This window comes from Evansella clarkii (genome assembly GCF_002019695.1).
Taxonomy (GTDB): domain Bacteria; phylum Bacillota; class Bacilli; order Bacillales; family Salisediminibacteriaceae; genus Evansella; species Evansella clarkii.
In genome coordinates this window covers 4,626,341-4,644,453 of the sequence record NZ_KV917376.1, presented here as the reverse complement: position 1 = coordinate 4,644,453, position 18,113 = coordinate 4,626,341, and the positions used below count along the sequence as shown (strand labels likewise).

Below are 18,113 nucleotides of genomic sequence, written 5' to 3'. Positions count from 1 at the left end.
CAGGTGCCTGTTATATAGCTTTTTAACTTTAAAGGGGGAAACACTGATGTCAGCAACAATTATTTCCGGGAAAGAGCTTGCTTCAGAAAAGCGGAAACAAATGAAGGAAGAAACTGAAAAGCTGAAAGAACAGGGGATAACACCAGGTCTTGCTGTAATTCTTGTGGGAGAAGACCCTGCATCCAGATCATATGTGAAAGCAAAGCAAAAAGCATGCAGTGAAACAGGGATTCATTCAGAACTTGAAGAACTCCCTGATACTGTAACTGAAGAAGAGCTTCTTGAAAAAATAAATCAGTTGAATAAAGCTGAGCATATTCATGGGATACTTGTACAGCTGCCACTCCCTGGCCATATATCGGAGGAAGCTGTAATTGAAGCGATCAGCCCTGAGAAAGATGTAGATGGTTTTCACCCCGTTAACATAGGGAGGATGATGACCGGGCAGGATACGTTTTTGCCTTGTACTCCTTTTGGCATTATTGAAATGATAAAATCAAAAGGGATTGAGATTAAGGGAAAGCACGCTGTCGTTGTGGGAAGAAGCAATATTGTCGGCAAGCCGGTGGGGCAGCTGCTGCTGAAAGAAGATGCTACAGTAACTTACTGCCATTCCAGGACAAAGAATATGAAAGAATATACTAAGTCAGCAGACATTTTAGTTGTTGCTGTGGGTAAAGCTTTCTTCCTGAGTAAGGAATATATTAAAGAAGGAGCAGTAGTCATTGACGTGGGAGTAAACAGAAATGACGATGGCAAACTGGTGGGCGATGTAGATTACGAAGGAGCGAAGGAGATCGCTTCCTATATCACTCCAGTCCCTGGCGGGGTAGGGCCTATGACGATAACAATGCTTCTTCATAATACTATAGTATCAGCAAAGAAATATTCTGCTTAAGAGGAGAATTTCATGAAACAGGAGTTTTTATCTGTCAGTGAACTAAACAAAATAATTAAAAGGGTAATAGATTCTGAGCCGCTCATTCAGAATGTATGGCTCAGGGCTGAGATCTCGAATTTCAAGCACCATTCCCGGGGGCATATGTACTTTACTTTAAAGGATGACAGGTCAAAAGTTAATTCTGTCATGTTTGCAGGAAGTAATCGTTTCCTGAAGTTCCGGCCGGAAAACGGGATGAGCGTGCTTGTAAGAGGGGATATCTCAGTTTATGAACCTCATGGGCAGTATCAGTTATATGTAAAAGAAATGCAGCCTGATGGCATAGGCAATCTATATATGGCATTTGAGGAGCTGAAGAAGAAACTGGATATGGCAGGGTATTTTTCGCCTCAAAATAAAAAACCAATACCAGCCGTGCCAAAATCTATAGCTGTGATCACATCGCCAACGGGGGCAGCAGTCCGTGATATTATCACAACAATTGAAAGAAGATTTCCGGTTGCAAAGATTATCCTCCTTCCTGTTCTCGTGCAGGGGCCAGGATCGGCTTCTTCTGTTGCGAGAGCGATTTATCAGGCAAATGCCGCAGGAAACTTCGATGTTATCATCGCAGGGCGGGGAGGGGGGTCCATCGAAGAATTGTGGGCTTTTAATGAAGAAATTGTAGCTGAAGCCATATATAAGTCTGTTATCCCTGTAATCTCTGCGGTAGGCCACGAAACAGATATAACCATCAGTGATTTCGTTGCCGACCTTAGAGCCCCCACCCCAACTGCTGCAGCAGAAATGGCTGTTCCGGATATTAAAGAGCTTGCCAGATCTCTGGAAGAGCGGAAACTGAGACTTGTACGAGGAATCCAGGCAGTTCATAATGCCGGGCGGGACCGGCTCGATTATCTGGCCAGATCCTATGCCTTTCGCTATCCTAAACAGCTTCTGGAACAAAAGGAGCAGGAACTGGACCGGCTGGTGGAATCCCTCCGAAAATCTGTAAGCCGCACTCTGGAAAAGAAACGGACCAGACAGGAAGAACTTGCAGGGCGTATAATACGGGTACATCCCGCAAATCTCATAGACCAGCAAAAGAAAAAGCTGGAAGATTTAAAAATAAATTTAAGTAAATCACTTAACAGGCTGGTCCAGGAGAAAGAAAAACAGTTTTCTGTGAATATTTCTAAGCTGGAAGTCCTCAGTCCCTTGAAAATGATGGATAGAGGATACAGTCTCGTATATAACGAAGAAAACCAGCTTGTAAAAAAGGTGGCGGACGCCCCGGAAGACACAGCTATTTCTATCAGGCTGCAGGACGGGGAGCTAACATGTAAGGTGACAGACCGGGAATATAAGGAACTTCCTAAAGTGAACAGGAGTGAAAATAATGGGAACTGAAAATAACGAACTGACTTTTGAGGAAGCGATGGAAAAACTTGAAACAGTTGTTAATAAGCTGGAAGAAGGAGATGTTCCTCTCGAGAAAGCAATCAGGATGTTTGAAGAAGGAATGAAGCTATCTAAGTTCTGCCATGACAGGCTTCAAAATGTGGAAAAACAAATGACCCAGGTACTTACAGAAGATGGAGAACTTAACCCCTTTTCAGTAAGTGAGGACACACCGGAATGAAACAGGTGACGATAAATGAATTTATTAATAGTGAAAAAAGCCAGATAGATGAACGGCTCCCTGAATTTATAAATAGGTTAAACTGTCCGGAATCTCTCAAACAGGCGATGGTATATTCTCTTAAAGCCGGCGGAAAAAGGGTGCGGCCAGTCCTTCTTCTGGCAGTGCTTGAAAGCTGCAGCAAACCTATATCCGCGGGCTATGAAGTGGCTTGTGCGATTGAAATGATCCATACTTATTCACTGATACACGACGACCTTCCGGCTATGGATGATGACGACTTGCGCAGAGGCCAGCCAACTAACCATAAAGTACATGGGGAAGCTATGGCTATTCTTGCCGGAGATGCTTTGCTTACATACAGCTATGAATTAATATCAAAAGCAGATCACCTGACTGCTTCGGAGAAACTGGAGCTTATACAATTGGTAGCTGTTGCTGCCGGCCCGGAAGGTATGGTCGGCGGACAGGCTGAAGATATGGAAGCTGAAGGAAAGCTCATCGATGTGAACCAGCTCGAAAATATTCACCGGCATAAAACAGGAGATTTACTGTCTGTAGCTGTAGAGGCAGGAGCAGTAATTGCCGGATTAAGTGAAGCTGACAGACTATCACTAAAGAAATACGCCTATCACATCGGGATCGCATTCCAGATTAAAGATGACCTTCTTGATGTAGAAGGAGATGAAGAAAAACTTGGGAAAAGGGTAGGCAGTGATGTTGTTAATAACAAAAGCACCTATCCAAAACTCCTGGGGACAGAAGGTGCCAGAAAAAAGCTCGACCATCATCTTGATACTGCAAAAAAATATTTATATGAAACAAATTTAAATCATACATTATTAGAAGAACTGGCTGATTATATAAAAAATCGTTCTTCTTGAGGTTCCGTTTGTAAAAGAATATAATACTCTTAATAAGTTCATATATTAATCGCAAGCCCTTAAGTTCATATATTAATCGCAAGCCCTTGTCTGGGGGAATGTTTGTACTGTTGTCAGACAACCAGTTTTCATGCTATAATACAAGTAGTATCGGGTGGTGCAGTATTCTAGTCGGTTCTCCATCTTTGAAAGCGGGCCTAAAAATCCGCTAAAGGGCACATCGATGAAGTTCCTAGTTTCGGCTTGAGGCGCCCAGCCTTGGGTCCTGACTGGGAGTAAAGGCTGTAGGGCGATCCACAATGGCATGTGGGCGTTGACCCTGCAACCGCGGAGGCCTTATGTTACGGTAAGCGTGCCCGCGTGAGCTGTGATATGAGGTATGAACCTGCTTAGTGAGTTGGGAGCTTGCGAGCAGCGTAGCCTGCCTTGAGTGGAGTTCGAGGGGATTATGAATGCTCGGTTGTATACAGCAATCATTCATATGAAATCGACTCTGCAAAAGAGGATAGAAGATGGTTAAGAACTGCTGAGGAAAACTCCTAGACTGTTCTGCCAAGGACATTTAGAGAGGATTATAGTGCGTACTAAGTGGTAATCCAGTCTGGCGATTGGCGACAACGTCAAGTCGGGTTTAAAGGGAAACCGTCACAGCGGCGACGCTGCGGTACCTGGCTGGGAAAACCTACTGGACCTAAGACGCAGACTTTACTCTTTAAGTGACCACCCGAATTACATAATTATAGAAAAAGTTAATCGGGGCGAATGTGACATAAATATTTTAAAGAAACGATGATGATTTATGAAAGAATCGATAAAAAAATCTTTACACTGGAGCCTTATTGTAGCCGTTATCACCTTGGTGCTGGCGGCTCTTTTTGCTGTCATCTCCACATCTATTTTAAGCGGCGTGACGTGGGGAACAGGAATGGTAATTGTTTTCATTATTGTATTCATTGGTGTATTATTTGATACTATAGGGGTAGCGGCGACAGCGGCAAATGAAAAACCATTTCATGCCATGGCTGCGGCAAAGCTTCCCGGAGCAAAACAGGCCGTGCATATTACCCGGAATGCTGACCGCTTTGCAAATTTCTGTAATGATGTGATAGGTGATATAGCCGGGGTTATCAGTGGTACTGCTTCAGCTTATGTCGTACTCCGTTTTTCCCTTCAGCTGGGGTATGAGGAAGGGACAACCTTTCAGTTTCTCGTCTCTGTACTGTTCACAGCGCTTGTCGCTGCACTGACTGTCGGCGGTAAGTCAGTTGGGAAAACCCTTGCAATTCAGTACTCCACAGAGATCATCTATAACGTGGGTAGATTATTTTACTTTTTAGAGGTAAAATTGAAAATAACTATTTTTAATGGTAAAAAGAAGAACAAAAATGCGAATAAAAGAAATAAAGGCAGTAAGAAAACTATAAGAAAGTGAGGGTTTTTCCTTGAACTTAGAAGGCATTAAAGACCCAAAATTTCTGAAAAACTATTCGAATGAACAACTTGAAGATCTGGCCCAGGATATCAGGGATTTTTTAATTGCTAAATTATCTGTAACTGGCGGCCATCTTGGCCCTAATCTAGGGGTAGTCGAGCTTACCCTTGTACTTCACCAGCTTTTTGACAGCCCGAAGGATAAGTTCTTATGGGACGTAGGACATCAGGCATATGTCCACAAAATATTGACCGGCCGGGCAGGAAAGTTTGATGAGTTAAGGCAGTATAAAGGGCTTTGCGGCTTTCCAAAGATGTCTGAAAGCGAGCATGATGTATGGGAAACCGGCCACAGTTCAACCTCTCTCTCAGCTGCGATGGGTATGGCTGCAGCCCGTGATATAAAGGGAACAGATGATAAAGTCATTCCGATTATCGGCGATGGAGCTCTTACAGGGGGTATGGCACTGGAAGCGCTTAACCATATCGGCCATGAACAGAAAGACCTTATAGTGGTGCTGAATGATAATGAAATGTCGATAGCTCCAAATGTCGGGGCTCTTCATAACGTCCTTGGCAGAATGCGTACTGCAGGCAAGTATCAGAAGGCAAAAGATGAACTGGAAATGCTTATTAAGAAAATTCCTGCGTTCGGCGGACGTCTGGCTGCAACAGCAGAAAGAGTAAAAGACAGCCTAAAATACCTCCTTGTTTCAGGAATGTTCTTTGAGGAATTAGGTTTTACTTATCTCGGTCCTGTAGATGGGCACGATCTTGAAGACCTGAAAGTAAACATGAATTACGCCAGGAAAACAAAAGGGCCTGTTCTTGTTCACGTTATCACGAAAAAGGGGAAAGGTTACGCCCCTGCAGAGAATGATGCGAAGGGTACCTGGCATGGTCTGGGACCATATAAAATTGAATCTGGAGAAGTAGTTAAAAAGCCTGGCCCCCCTAGTTACAGCGGAGTGTTTGCTGAGAGCCTGAAAAAAGTGGCCCGTGAAGATGACCGGGTGGTCGCCTTAACCGCAGCAATGCCGGGAGGAACGAAGCTCGACCAGTTTGCCAAAGAGTTCCCGGACAGGATGTTTGATGTTGGTATTGCGGAACAGCATGCCACTACAATGGCCGCAGGGCTTGCTACTCAGGGAATGAAACCGGTATTTGCAGTTTATTCCACGTTTCTGCAGCGTGGCTATGACCAGGTAGTTCATGATGTCTGCAGGCAGAACCTGAATGTATTTTTTGCTATCGACCGTGCAGGACTCGTAGGTGCAGACGGGGAAACCCATCAGGGAGTCTTCGATATTTCTTATTTAAGACATCTGCCTAATATGAAAATATTGATGCCTAAGGATGAAAATGAGCTTCAGCATATGATTTATACAGCTGTCAATTATGATGGCGGACCAATTGCTGTCCGGTATCCAAGAGGAAACGGATACGGTGTGCAGATGGATGAAAAGTTAAAGGAAATACCAATTGGGGAGTGGGAAGTACTGAGAGACGGAAGCGATTTCTCCCTCTTAACATTCGGTACAATGATTCCACTTGCAATGGAAGCTGCGGATATGCTCGCCAGGAAAGGAATCCAGGCTGAAGTAATAAATGCCAGATCCATAAAGCCGCTGGATGAGTCAATGCTCCTTGAACTGGCGAGGAAAAACAGGCCAGTGCTAACAGTGGAAGAAGCTGCTCTTCAAGGTGGGTTCGGAAGTGCTGTACTTGAATTCTTCCATGAAAACGATATACATTCCATGGTGGTTGAACGAATGGGTGTGCCTGATCGATTCATTGAACACGGCAGTGTTTCCAAGCTATGGGAGGAAATCGGTCTTACATCGGATAATATTGTTCAGCGTGCTGAGAAAATCCTGCCGAGAAAGAGGCAGCGGGCGTAAACATGGAGAAAAAGCAGCGGATAGATATTTTATTAGTGGAAAAAGGTCTGATGGAAACAAGAGAAAAAGCGAAACGTTCCATTATGGCCGGACTTGTGTATGCTGATGGGGACAGAATCGACAAACCAGGTACAAAGGTAAGCACTGTCAGCGAATTGAGGGTAAAAGGACAAGCCATTCCTTATGTAAGCAGAGGCGGGCTAAAGCTGAAAAAAGCAGTCTCTGCTTTTAACCTGAATCTTGAAGATAAAATAGTACTTGATATAGGAGCCTCTACAGGCGGTTTTACTGATTGTGCTCTTCAGGAAGGTGCAAGTTTTGTGTATGCCCTAGATGTAGGGTACAACCAGCTCGCCTGGAAGCTGCGGCAGGATGAGAGGGTGGCTGTTATGGAGAGAACTAACTTCAGGCATGCAACCCCTGAGATGTTTGACAGGGGAACACCTGAATTTGCTACTATAGACGTCTCTTTCATTTCACTGAAGCTTATCCTGCCTGTTCTAAGAACAATTTTGAAAACAGATGGCCAGGTGTCCGCATTAGTGAAACCTCAATTCGAAGCAGGAAGAGAAGAAGTTGGGAAAAAAGGGATTGTCCGTGATCCGGCTATTCATGAAAAAGTCTTACGTAATATTGTTGAATTTGCCGAAAAAGAAGGATTCTACCCTGCCGGTATTACAGGCTCTCCAATAAGGGGCGGAGAGGGAAATATAGAATTTCTTCTATATTTAAAAAATACCGGTTCAGCAGGGACGAATGAAGAGTTAAAAGCTAAAATCCCCTCGATAGTCAGGGAAGCCCATGATGCTGAATAAATAATATAAGTGTGTTTTAATGCGAAAGGCTCAGCATAACATCTGAGCCTTTTTTCTGCTTTTCACTCCGTATCTTGTTCACATTGGAATCAGTTGCCTGCGGAAGAACTTGATAATATATGCACTTGTATCCAACGTTTCAGCAGAATAAATTGTATAAATATAAGAAATCGTTTAATATACGTAGTAGAATAGATAATTACTGCCAAATAAGGTGTAAAGAAGACAACAGCAATGGAGGAGTTGTAATGAATAAAGGGCAGCGGCATATAAAGATCAGGGAAATAATATCCAATTTTGAAGTGGAAACACAGGATGACCTGGTTCACCAGCTTCGTGAAAGCGGGTTTAATGTAACACAGGCAACTGTAAGCCGAGATATAAAAGAGCTGCATTTAGTGAAAGTTCCGATGATGGACGGAAGATATAAATACAGCCTGCCGTCCGACCAGAGGTTTAACCCCCTGCAAAAACTAAAAAGAGCGCTCGTGGACAGTTTTGTTTCCATCGACCATACCGATAATCTTATCGTTATGAAAACACTTCCAGGTAATGCAAATGCAGTTGGGGCGCTTATTGATAACCTTGACTGGCCGGAGCTGATGGGCACAATCTGCGGAGACGATACAATTTTAGTTATTTGCAGAGGTAAAAACGATACCGAAAACATTAGTGAACGCTTTTTGGAAATGCTGTAAATTTTCTTTGAAAAAAGGATGTGATGGCTGTTGTTAATGGAGCTTTCAATCCGTAACTTTGCCATAATAGACAAAATTACCATATCATTTGATGAAGGGCTTACTGTGCTGACAGGTGAAACAGGTGCCGGTAAATCAATAATTATTGATGCTATCGGCCAGCTCATTGGGGGCAGGGGATCGGTAGACTTCGTAAGGCACGGCAGTAAACGGGCTGAAATAGAAGGGCTGTTTTCAATAGATAATGGGCATGAAATACACCAGTTGTTCACAGATTTGGGTATAGAAACAGACGAAGATGAGACAGTTATATTGAGACGGGAAATTACAAACCAGGGAAAAAGTATTTGCCGTGTTAATGGCAAGCTTGTAACCCTTGCTATTTTACGACAGATCGGACAGACTCTTGTTGATATTCATGGGCAGCATGAACACCAGCAATTACTCCAGTCTGACAAGCATATTTTACTGCTTGACAGGTTTGCAGGGGAGACCCTGGAAAGAGCAAAGGCTGAATACAGAAAGCTTTTTGATAACTACTCGAGAAAGAGAGACCAGCTTGCTCAGCTTACTGAAAACGCACAGGAAATGATTCAGCGTCTTGATCTTATTCAGTACCAGTTTAAAGAGATAGAAGAAGCGAAATTGCAGCCCGATGAGGATGTGTCTCTGCTTGAGGAAAAGAAACGCCTTGACCATAGTGAGGAACTTTACAGAACCGTTCACGGAGCATATGATTCCCTGTATGGTGATGGAAAGGGACTGGAGTGGACTATGGCTGCCATGAATCAGATCGAAGAAGCTGCGGCAATTGATGAAAAACTTCAGCCGTTAAAAGAAACAATAATGAACAGTTATTATCTGCTGGAAGAATCAGCTTTTTCTTTAAGGGATTATTACGAAGGTATAGAGTTTGACCCTGAAAGGCTTAATGAAATTGAAAGCAGGCTGAGCGAAATTAATCAGCTTAAACGCAAATATGGGGAGTCAGTAAACGATATTCTGGAGCACGCTGCTATGCTTGAAGAAGAAATTGATACGCTGAATAATCGTGATGAGCGTCTGCAACAGTGGGAACTGGAGCTGGAGTCCATTGCAAGGGATTTGCTGGTGGAAGGCAGAAACCTGACAGAACTGAGGCAGAAAGAAGCTGAAAACCTTAAAAAGGAAATTCAGAAACAGCTCAAAAACCTTTATATGAAGGATACTGAATTTAAGGTGGAATTCTTAGAAAAAGATGTACAGCTTCATGGGCTGTTAAATTTAAAAAAACGGCCGCCTGCAACAAAGGACGGAATGGATGAAGCGGTGTTTATGGTGGCAACAAATAAGGGGGAGCCGTTGAAGCCTTTAGCAAAGGTGGCTTCGGGCGGGGAAATATCAAGGATGATACTTGCTCTTAAAACCATCCTTTCCACTCATGAAGGAGTTACTTCTCTTATCTTTGATGAAGTTGACACCGGTGTAAGCGGCCGGGTTGCCCAGGCGATAGCTGAAAAAATTCATCAGATCTCCTTTGGTTCCCAGGTACTCTGTATCACCCATCTCCCTCAGGTGGCAGCAATGGCTGATACTCATTTATTTATTTCCAAGGAAGTCCATAATGAGCGGATGGTTACCTCTGTAAAGCCGCTTGTTAAAGAGGAACGGGTTGAGGAAATCAGCAGGATGATTTCCGGTGCTGAGATTACCGACCTGACAAGGAAGCACGCCGGCGAACTTCTTACACAGGCGCAGCAGAAAGGCTAAAATTCAACTCATAATGTAAAGCTAACCATTTCAGGTTAGCTTTTTTATTGCCCGAAGGTTATAAATGACCTGCATCAAGGCAAAATTAGTAGTACAGCCATGAGTGGAGGTGTAGGTTAGGAACGAGGAGAGTGAATTAGTTTGAGAAAAAGGTTTGTGCGAAAGAGCATAGGAACTCTTCTCCTTGTGATACTGTTCTCTGCTGTATTTTTTCCTCCGGTCCAGAATTATATAAATACACCACACCATCTTATACTGTTTGAAGGACAGGATTATGAAGCCCCACTGGCACTGCCTGCCGCTGCGATGGATGGTTCTGTATCAGCAGTAACTGATACAGGAAGCACGAAAATTACAGGATATAAAACTGATCAGACCAAAGTGCAATTTGGTTTAAAAGGATTTCCTGTAAAGTCAATGGATGTAACTGTACTGCCTGAGCGAAAAGTAATTCCAGGCGGACAGTCAATCGGGGTTAGGGTGCAGACTGATGGGGTCCTCGTTGTAGGGCATCATTTAGTGGATACAGAAAAAGGGAGCGTTTCACCAGGAGAATTAGCAGGAATTCATGTAGGTGATATGATTACTTCAATGAATGGCGTGGAAATTGAAGAATTAGATGATATTAATCCTGTTGTGCAGCAATCCGGAGAATCAGAAGCACCATTGGAGATAGGGATTAAACGCAACGGAGAGCATCTTAAGAAAACGATTACACCAGTAAGAGGAAAAGGCGACGAAACCTTCCGGCTCGGCCTCTATATAAGGGATTCGGCCGCTGGTGTAGGTACAATGACTTTTTACGATCCTGAATCAAAAAAATACGGAGCGCTTGGGCACGTTATCTCAGATATGGATACACGGCAGCCCATTGAAGTTGATGAAGGAGAAATCGTAAGTTCAAAGGTAACATCAATTGAAAAGGGTATTACTGGAGAGCCAGGTGAAAAACTGGCAAGATTTTCAAGTGACAGAAAAGTCCTTGGAGATATAAAGAAGAACAGTCCATTTGGAATATTTGGAACTTTGCTCGATGATCTGGATAACGGAGAATTTAATAAACCTGTTGAAATAGGTTTGGCTGGTCAGGTGGAGGAAGGTCCGGCGGAAATATTAACGGTGGTAAATGGCGATCAAGTAAAAAGGTTCGATATTGAAATTGTAAGCACCACTGAGCAAAAATTTCCTGCTACGAAGGGTATGGTAATTAAGGTTACAGATCCGGAACTAATTGAGGCGACTGGCGGCATTGTTCAGGGTATGAGCGGGAGCCCGATCCTTCAGAACGATAAAATAATCGGGGCTGTGACCCACGTGTTTGTCAATGATCCAACATCCGGGTATGGCTGCCATATTGAATGGATGCTTGAAGAAGCAGGAATTGATATATATGAAGAAGAAAAGAAGGCGGGATAAAAACCCGTCTTTTTCTTTATTATTCCAAGAAGAGATACAGAAAAAGAAAATAAGAATTTAGCAGGGAATTACGTTTTTTTATGGAATGTAATATACACATAATTATTTATCATAAGCATAGTTCATATAACATAAAGGAATTTCGACAAACATAAGAAGAGTTTTGTTGATACTAATCGAATCGTATCGAAAAACGAAGCAATTCGTATTATTCGGTAGTTAATCAATGATAATCTTTAATAAATCCAAAAAATTAAAGGAAAAGACTCTCCATTGTCGAATATAAGTGGTACAATGAAATAAATTAGTGATTGGGAGGAACGATTTGTGAAAAATGTGAGAGTATGTGTGGCAGACGATAACCGTGAACTGGTCATGCTGTTAGAGGACTATATTAATTCACAGGATGATATGGATGTTGTAGGAAAAGCTTTTAATGGACAGGAATGTATTGAGTTAGTTGAAGATGCAGAACCGGATGTTCTAATTCTTGATATTATAATGCCTCATTTAGACGGCCTTGCTGTATTAGAAAAACTTAATCAGCGGCAATTAGCTAAACGTCCAAATATAATTATGCTAACTGCGTTTGGACAGGAAGACGTGACAAAGAAAGCCGTGGAACTAGGTGCAGCATACTATGTTCTGAAACCATTTGATATGGACACATTGATGAACAAAATACGTGACGTCAGTGGTAATGCCCCTGCGTATGTACAGTCCGCATCTTCATTATCCAGCAGCAGGAAAGAAAATAAACCAATGAACCTGGATGCGAGTATTACAAGCATTATCCATGAAATTGGTGTTCCGGCGCATATTAAAGGCTACATGTACTTAAGAGAAGCGATTACTATGGTATATAACGACATTGAGCTCCTTGGTTCGATTACTAAAGTTCTTTACCCGGATATTGCGAAAAAATTTAACACGACAGCGAGCAGGGTGGAACGGGCAATTCGCCATGCGATTGAGGTTGCATGGAGCAGAGGGAACATTGAATCCATCTCTAAGATGTTTGGCTATACTGTCAACGTTTCAAAAGCAAAACCTACAAACTCGGAGTTTATAGCGATGGTCGCTGACAAACTGAGAATCGAGCACAAGGTTAGCTAACAAAGTTTTTCTTTAATGGAACGGTCAATGAAGAATTTGCTGATAATGTAAAAGTCGCGGAAATTAAAATCTGTGCCCAGGCGAACCACCCACAGAAGTTTCATAAAGCGTTTCTTTTATAACGGACTCATTAAATTTGGATACGTCAGCCTCATACATTAAAATGTGTGAGGCTGTTTTTATGTTTAAGGAGAAATTTGATTTTTTATTATGCATGGAACGTTTTCTGACCATACTACTACTAGGACTTATTACGAGAGGAGGAAAGGCGTTGGGTTCAGAAGTAATTTCAGGCACAGCATATTATGGGCCGATTACAAAACAGCTGCTTCATACGGTTCCTCCAGGCGCAATTATTATAATTGAGCATGAAGATATTGATATTACAGCAGCACAGGATATGCTGAGAAAAAAAGTAAAAACAGTTATTAATACAAGAACTTCGGTTACCGGAAAACTTAGCCGCTCAGGGGTTTCGTATCTTCTGTCTGCAGGTGTATCTGTTTTTGATACCGTAGATGATTTTGTACCGGAAGAGCATAAATCGGAAATCAAAATAAAAGGTACATCAATACGGCTAAAACTAGGAGAAAAGTGGCGGTTATCAGGAAGAGTAAAAAGATATACGGAAGATAACCTGGCAGCACTGCTACAGAGAGGAAAAAGTCAGTTTCCCGAATTATACGCCAGTTTTGCCGAGAACAGTTTTAGCTATGCCCGAAAGGAGATTGATCTTTTTCTATCAGCGGTTAAGCAGCTGCCAAAATTAGAAGAAGCGGATAATGCTTGTGTTTTTATCGTTGGCAGAGGAAAAGATGTAGAAAACGATATACAATATTTATTTCCCTGCATTAATAAGAAGGACTCAGTTATTTTTGCTATAGACGGCGCTTCGGAAATACTGTACAGAAATGGTATTAAACCAGATTATATTATAGGTGATATGGACTCGGTGCCGGAAGAAAGCTGGCGTTATACAGGGAAATTCATCGCACACTCCTATATGAATGGCCACAGTCCGGGCAAGGAAAGGCTCCAGAAACTTTCGATAGATTCTCTGGCAATACCTTTTCCGGGCCTGAGTGAAGATCTCGCGGTTATGCTCGCCTTTGTCTCTGAAGCAGAGCATATAATTTTGCTCGGGTGTAAAAGCTCTGCAGTTGAGATGGCTGAGAAAGGAAGGGAAGGAATGGGTTCCACCATTCTTACAAGAATGTATGCAGGGGATAAGATATCTGAATGGAAAAACTTAAGCAGCTGGATGAAAGATATGCCTATGTACTCTGAAAGATGGAATATTTCACATACTGGCTTATTAAAGGAGTATATAAAAAATGATAACAGCAGACATAATCATTCCGGCATATAACGAAGCGGACAGGCTATATGAAACATTAAACAGCCTCCGGGAGGAAAAATGGGTTAACCAAATTGTGGTTATTGATGATGGCAGCACTGACAGAACAGCAGAAATAGCCCGGGAAAAAGCAGATCTTGTTCACTCTCTTCCTGATAATAAAGGCAAATCTGCTGCAGTTTTCACTGGACTGAACTTTATCGAAGGGGAATGGGTCGTTCTCCTTGATGCGGATTTAGGGGCTACTGCCAGGGAAGCAGAAAAACTGCTCTTTCCTTTGATGGTTAAAAAGGCTGATATGACTTCTGCTGTGTTTCCTCCCGCAAGTAAAAGCGGATTTGGAATGGTTAAAAAGAGGGCTGTTAATATAATACGGAAACACACGGGAATACAGCTGCTTGCTCCTTTATCCGGACAGAGAGCGTTTCACCGTAACTGGATTCCGTTCATATTATCCGGGAACGGGCGAGGGTATGGGCTGGAAATTTATCTGAATTTACTTTTTCTGAAACATGGAGGAGTTATAAAAGAAGTTAATACCTTGATGAACCACCGTGCGACTGGGAAGGACTTCAGGGGAATTTGCCACAGGGCAAGGCAGTGGCTTGAAATGGAGCTGACCACATGGAATTATTAATAATCCCGTTGGTAATAATCGTTTTAAATCATTTTATCAGCCGTCTTTTTGTAAAGAAAGGCTGGACGGTAAATAATTACACAGGGCTGAAGATCCCATACAGCATAGGGACAGTCCTTTTTGTCGTAGTCACCCTTGATGCTCTGTTCTACAGGATGTTCCCGGTTGGCCCCTGGGAGTATTTTTACCTTTCTTTCGTCTGGATTCTCGGTCTGATTGATGACAGAGTTGGAAAAGCTCACCCGAAAGGAATAAAAGGCCATTTCAGGCTGTTTCTTGAAAAGAAAGAAGTTTCTACTGGACTTATTAAGGCGGCAGGTGTCGCAGCTGCGGCGACTGTCTATATCTTATTTAACTTCGAAGGGGCCCTGTATGCTGGACTTACTGTACTATTGCTCCTTATTCTCTTTCCCCATTCAATGAATCTTTTTGACACTAAACCATTAAGGGTCTGGAAAATTATATTTCTGCTGACTTTCTGGCCGGTAATCACGAAAGCAGGAGTTATAACAGCAGTCTGTTTAGCTTTGTTAATTCTCATTCTTGGAAGTGCGGAATCGAGGATCCAGGGAATGCTCGGAGATAACGGAGCGATGCTGGCGGGAGCATTAGGCGCCCTCCTTTTGCTTCATTATGCTGGTAGTTTATATATCCTTGCTGTAACTCTGTTTACTGTCATTGTCACGTTTCTGGCTGAAAAAATTTCATTACAGGCATGGGTGGAAGCAACTCCGGGGATAAAACACCTGGACCAGTTTGGGAGATTAAAATAAAAGCTGTCCCGCACAAAGCGGAACAGCTGAAATTATCCTTCTGTTTTCTGAAAACGAGGAGCTACTTTCCCGTTTTTTCTGTCTCTGTACAAAACGAACCCTCCAATAAACCATACTCCTAAAACAAGGGCTGCCGCACCTGCAAGGAATTGCAGCCAGAGAATGCTGAAAGGCCAGACAAGCTGCTGAAATATAGTGTCTCTCATAAGTTTAATTCCGTAACCGGCGATAAAACCGGGGATTAAAAGAATCATTAATGCTGTAAAACGTTGTATCGTCATAAAAAAATCCCTTTCTATTTTTCCTTAATTAAAGACAGAAGTTCTACTTATATTTTACTGAAACCTGTCCGGCAGGGCAAATGAATTATTTCCTTTTCCATTATTCCGATGCAACCGTCCGTGGGTACAGGATGACAATTTCTTTATGGCGATGATTCCTGTATAGTGTAAGTAGAATTATGCAGATATAACAGGCAGTTTTTTTAACTGCCGAAACGCCGGGAGGGATAGGTGTGAAAAGGGTATTGCTCGTCGGGGCCGGTACAGGTGGTTCTGCGCTTTTTGAAGTTTTTATTGAAACGGAGCAATTTCGTGTATGCGGTATAGTGGATAAAAACGAACAGGCTCCAGGGATAATTAAAGCAAAAAAAATGAACATTCCTGTATTTTCATCCTGGAAGGAAGCATATGAGAGATTATCTCCTGTTGACGTCGTAATCGAGGTGACGGGGGACAGCAGTTTACTGAATGAATTGAGAAACTACTTGATAAATGACCCTGCCACGGTTATTCCAAGTTCTGTAGCTTCCATTATGTTTTATTTAATGGAAGAAAAAGAGCTTCTTCTTGATGCGGTAAAAGAACATAACACCATTATGGATGTTATATTAGATTCCACACACGATGGCATGATAGCTATAGATCTTGAAAGAAGAATTACATTAATAAACCGTTCTGCTGAAAAGATGTCCGGCCTGAAGCGGAATGATGTCCTGGGGAAAAGAATTGAAGAATTCATGCCTACGAGCAAACTTCCCAGAGTTCTGAAAACGGGAAAAACGGAAACAAACAGACGGCAGGTAATTGGGGAAAACAGGCAGATAATCACCACCCGCGTTCCTATGTTTCAGGGCAGCAGGCTTATTGGAGCACTTGGTGTTTTTAAAGATGTGACTGAAATTTTTCATATGGCCGAAGAGGTAACGAATTTAAAGAGTATCAGACAAATGCTGGAGGCGATAATAAATTCCTCGGATGATGCTATATCTGTAGTGGATGAAGAGGGAAAAGGTCTGCTGATTAACCCTGCTTATACAAGGCTGACCGGTCTGGATAAGAAGGAAGTAATCGGAAAACCTGCTTACACTGACATTTCCGAAGGGGAAAGCATGCATATGCGCGTGCTGAAAACCGGGAATTCAGTCAGGGGCGCAAAAATGAAAGTAGGTCCTAACCGAAAAGATGTAGCAGTAAATGTCGCCCCTGTCATTGTCGACGGGAAGATTAAAGGAAGTGTTGGGGTCATACATGATATGTCAGAGATTGAAACGCTGACTGACGAACTGGAAAAGGCTAAACAGATCATCAGAACGCTGGAAGCTAAGTATACCTTTGATGATATTATTGGTAACTCTGAGGAATTGCAGGTTGCGATTCAGCAGGCAAAGGTAGCCGCAGCTACTCCTGCAACTATTCTTCTCCAGGGAGAGTCAGGAACAGGAAAAGAGCTTTTTGCTCATGCAATACATAACGCAAGCAGCAGAAAATTTAATAAGTTTATCCGGGTTAACTGTGCTGCAATTTCGGAAACTTTGCTTGAAAGTGAATTATTCGGCTATGAAGAAGGGGCTTTTTCCGGAGCGAAAAAAGGAGGGAAGAAAGGTCTTTTCGAGGAGGCTGACCGGGGAAGTATTTTTCTCGATGAAATAGGGGAGATTACTCCGCAAATACAGGCCAAGCTGTTGAGAGTTCTGCAGGAACAGGAAATCGTCAGAGTCGGTGGTACAAAACCGGTTGCTATAGATGTAAGGGTTATTGCCGCAACCAATGTAAATATGGAAAAGAGGCTGGAATCAGGGGAATTTCGGGCCGATTTATTCTACAGGCTGAACAGGATGCCAATCTATATACCGCCATTAAGATCGCGAGCTGGGGATATACCTCAGCTTTGTGACCACCTGCTTTTAAAACTCAATCAGGAATATGGCAGGAATGTGAAGGGCGCCGATAAGGAAGCAATAAGTATGCTGCAGGAATATCACTGGCCGGGGAACGTAAGAGAACTGGAGAATATCATAGGAAGAGCGATGATACATATGCATTACCTTGAACAATCTATAACCGCGGCTCATCTCCCGCAGCTGAACAGTGACAAAACTAAAGGGGGTGGAGACTGGACTGGTGATAATTTTCCAGCAGGAAGTATGAGACAGGAAGGACAAACCTTGCAGGATGTATTAGAAGCAACCGAAAAACAGACCATAATAGAAGCTCTTCTTGAGCATAATGGTAATAAAACTAAAACAGCAAAGGCTCTCGGACTCTCATTACGGAGTCTGTATTATAAAATTGATAAATTAAGCATTAATATTGAAAACTAGAACAGTCAGGAGGTATATGTCACTTAATCCCTCTTTTTCCCAAAAACAGGAGGTGCGCAATAATTTGCATGCAAATTATTGCGCACTGTGAAAAAAAATGCACACTCCGTTGTGATAAAAGAGGGGCTTTGTAAACGTTTTCCTGATTTTAAAAGTTGGCATGTAACTTGCATGTATTATATAAGCGGGACGGTAATGAAGAGGAAGGTGAG

The 18,113-nt window shown here is 42.6% G+C and carries 16 protein-coding genes; 15 read left to right on the top strand and 1 reads right to left on the bottom strand.

All coding sequences use genetic code 11. The features are described 5' to 3' along the window. The first annotated feature begins 46 nt into the window (after window positions 1-46). From folD to BK582_RS21810, 14 genes are all read left to right on the top strand, one after another. The gene (gene folD, locus BK582_RS21875) at window positions 47-898 is read left to right on the top strand and encodes a bifunctional methylenetetrahydrofolate dehydrogenase/methenyltetrahydrofolate cyclohydrolase FolD (protein WP_078597069.1); all 852 of its coding nucleotides are present in this window, start codon (window positions 47-49) and stop codon (window positions 896-898) included. A gap of 12 nt (window positions 899-910) precedes the next feature. After that, entirely contained in the window at window positions 911-2,290 is a 1,380-nt protein-coding gene (xseA, locus tag BK582_RS21870) for an exodeoxyribonuclease VII large subunit (protein WP_078597068.1), read from the top strand. Next, window positions 2,280-2,522 (top strand): exodeoxyribonuclease VII small subunit, encoded by a 243-nt coding sequence (locus BK582_RS21865; RefSeq protein WP_078597067.1) that lies wholly within the window; start codon window positions 2,280-2,282, stop codon window positions 2,520-2,522. The genes xseA and BK582_RS21865 overlap by 11 nt, the downstream gene beginning before the upstream one ends. Then, on the top strand, window positions 2,519-3,406 hold the full coding sequence (locus BK582_RS21860; protein ID WP_078597066.1) for a polyprenyl synthetase family protein: 888 nt from the start codon (window positions 2,519-2,521) through the stop codon (window positions 3,404-3,406). The genes BK582_RS21865 and BK582_RS21860 overlap by 4 nt, the downstream gene beginning before the upstream one ends. Window positions 3,407-4,205: 799 nt before the next feature. Then, a complete protein-coding gene (locus BK582_RS21855; protein ID WP_078597065.1) occupies window positions 4,206-4,838 on the top strand; it encodes a CNNM metal transporter family protein in 633 nt (210 codons plus the stop codon). A gap of 10 nt (window positions 4,839-4,848) precedes the next feature. Then, entirely contained in the window at window positions 4,849-6,738 is a 1,890-nt protein-coding gene (gene dxs, locus BK582_RS21850) for a 1-deoxy-D-xylulose-5-phosphate synthase (RefSeq protein WP_078597064.1), read from the top strand. Between the two features lie 2 nt (window positions 6,739-6,740). Next, window positions 6,741-7,553: a TlyA family RNA methyltransferase gene (locus tag BK582_RS21845; protein ID WP_078597063.1), complete on the top strand. Its 813-nt coding sequence runs from the start codon at window positions 6,741-6,743 to the stop codon at window positions 7,551-7,553. Between the two features lie 248 nt (window positions 7,554-7,801). After that, the gene (ahrC, locus tag BK582_RS21840) at window positions 7,802-8,251 is read left to right on the top strand and encodes a transcriptional regulator AhrC/ArgR (protein ID WP_078597062.1); all 450 of its coding nucleotides are present in this window, start codon (window positions 7,802-7,804) and stop codon (window positions 8,249-8,251) included. Window positions 8,252-8,281: 30 nt separating this feature from the next. After that, entirely contained in the window at window positions 8,282-10,000 is a 1,719-nt protein-coding gene (gene recN / locus BK582_RS21835; RefSeq protein WP_078597061.1) for a DNA repair protein RecN, read from the top strand. A gap of 141 nt (window positions 10,001-10,141) precedes the next feature. After that, complete coding sequence (gene spoIVB / locus BK582_RS21830; RefSeq protein ID WP_078597060.1) at window positions 10,142-11,416, top strand: SpoIVB peptidase; 1,275 nt, start codon at window positions 10,142-10,144, stop codon at window positions 11,414-11,416. Window positions 11,417-11,743: 327 nt separating this feature from the next. Then, window positions 11,744-12,532, top strand: a complete 789-nt coding sequence (gene spo0A / locus BK582_RS21825; protein ID WP_078597059.1) for a sporulation transcription factor Spo0A — start codon at window positions 11,744-11,746, stop codon at window positions 12,530-12,532. A gap of 271 nt (window positions 12,533-12,803) precedes the next feature. Next, window positions 12,804-13,901 (top strand): putative cytokinetic ring protein SteA, encoded by a 1,098-nt coding sequence (gene steA, locus BK582_RS21820; protein ID WP_078597058.1) that lies wholly within the window; start codon window positions 12,804-12,806, stop codon window positions 13,899-13,901. Continuing rightward, window positions 13,867-14,526 (top strand): glycosyltransferase family 2 protein, encoded by a 660-nt coding sequence (locus BK582_RS21815; RefSeq protein ID WP_078597057.1) that lies wholly within the window; start codon window positions 13,867-13,869, stop codon window positions 14,524-14,526. Before steA ends, BK582_RS21815 begins: the two co-directional genes overlap by 35 nt. Next, a complete protein-coding gene (locus BK582_RS21810; RefSeq protein ID WP_078597056.1) occupies window positions 14,514-15,299 on the top strand; it encodes a hypothetical protein in 786 nt (261 codons plus the stop codon). The genes BK582_RS21815 and BK582_RS21810 overlap by 13 nt, the downstream gene beginning before the upstream one ends. Before the next feature lie 32 nt (window positions 15,300-15,331). Here the strand turns inward: BK582_RS21810 and BK582_RS21805 are convergent, their stop codons facing one another. After that, the gene (locus BK582_RS21805) at window positions 15,332-15,580 is read right to left on the bottom strand and encodes a DUF2627 domain-containing protein (RefSeq protein WP_414457998.1); all 249 of its coding nucleotides are present in this window, start codon (window positions 15,578-15,580) and stop codon (window positions 15,332-15,334) included. A gap of 233 nt (window positions 15,581-15,813) precedes the next feature. Between BK582_RS21805 and BK582_RS21800 the strand changes: the two genes are divergently transcribed. After that, entirely contained in the window at window positions 15,814-17,901 is a 2,088-nt protein-coding gene (locus BK582_RS21800; protein ID WP_078597055.1) for a sigma-54 interaction domain-containing protein, read from the top strand. Window positions 17,902-18,113 lie beyond the last annotated feature (212 nt).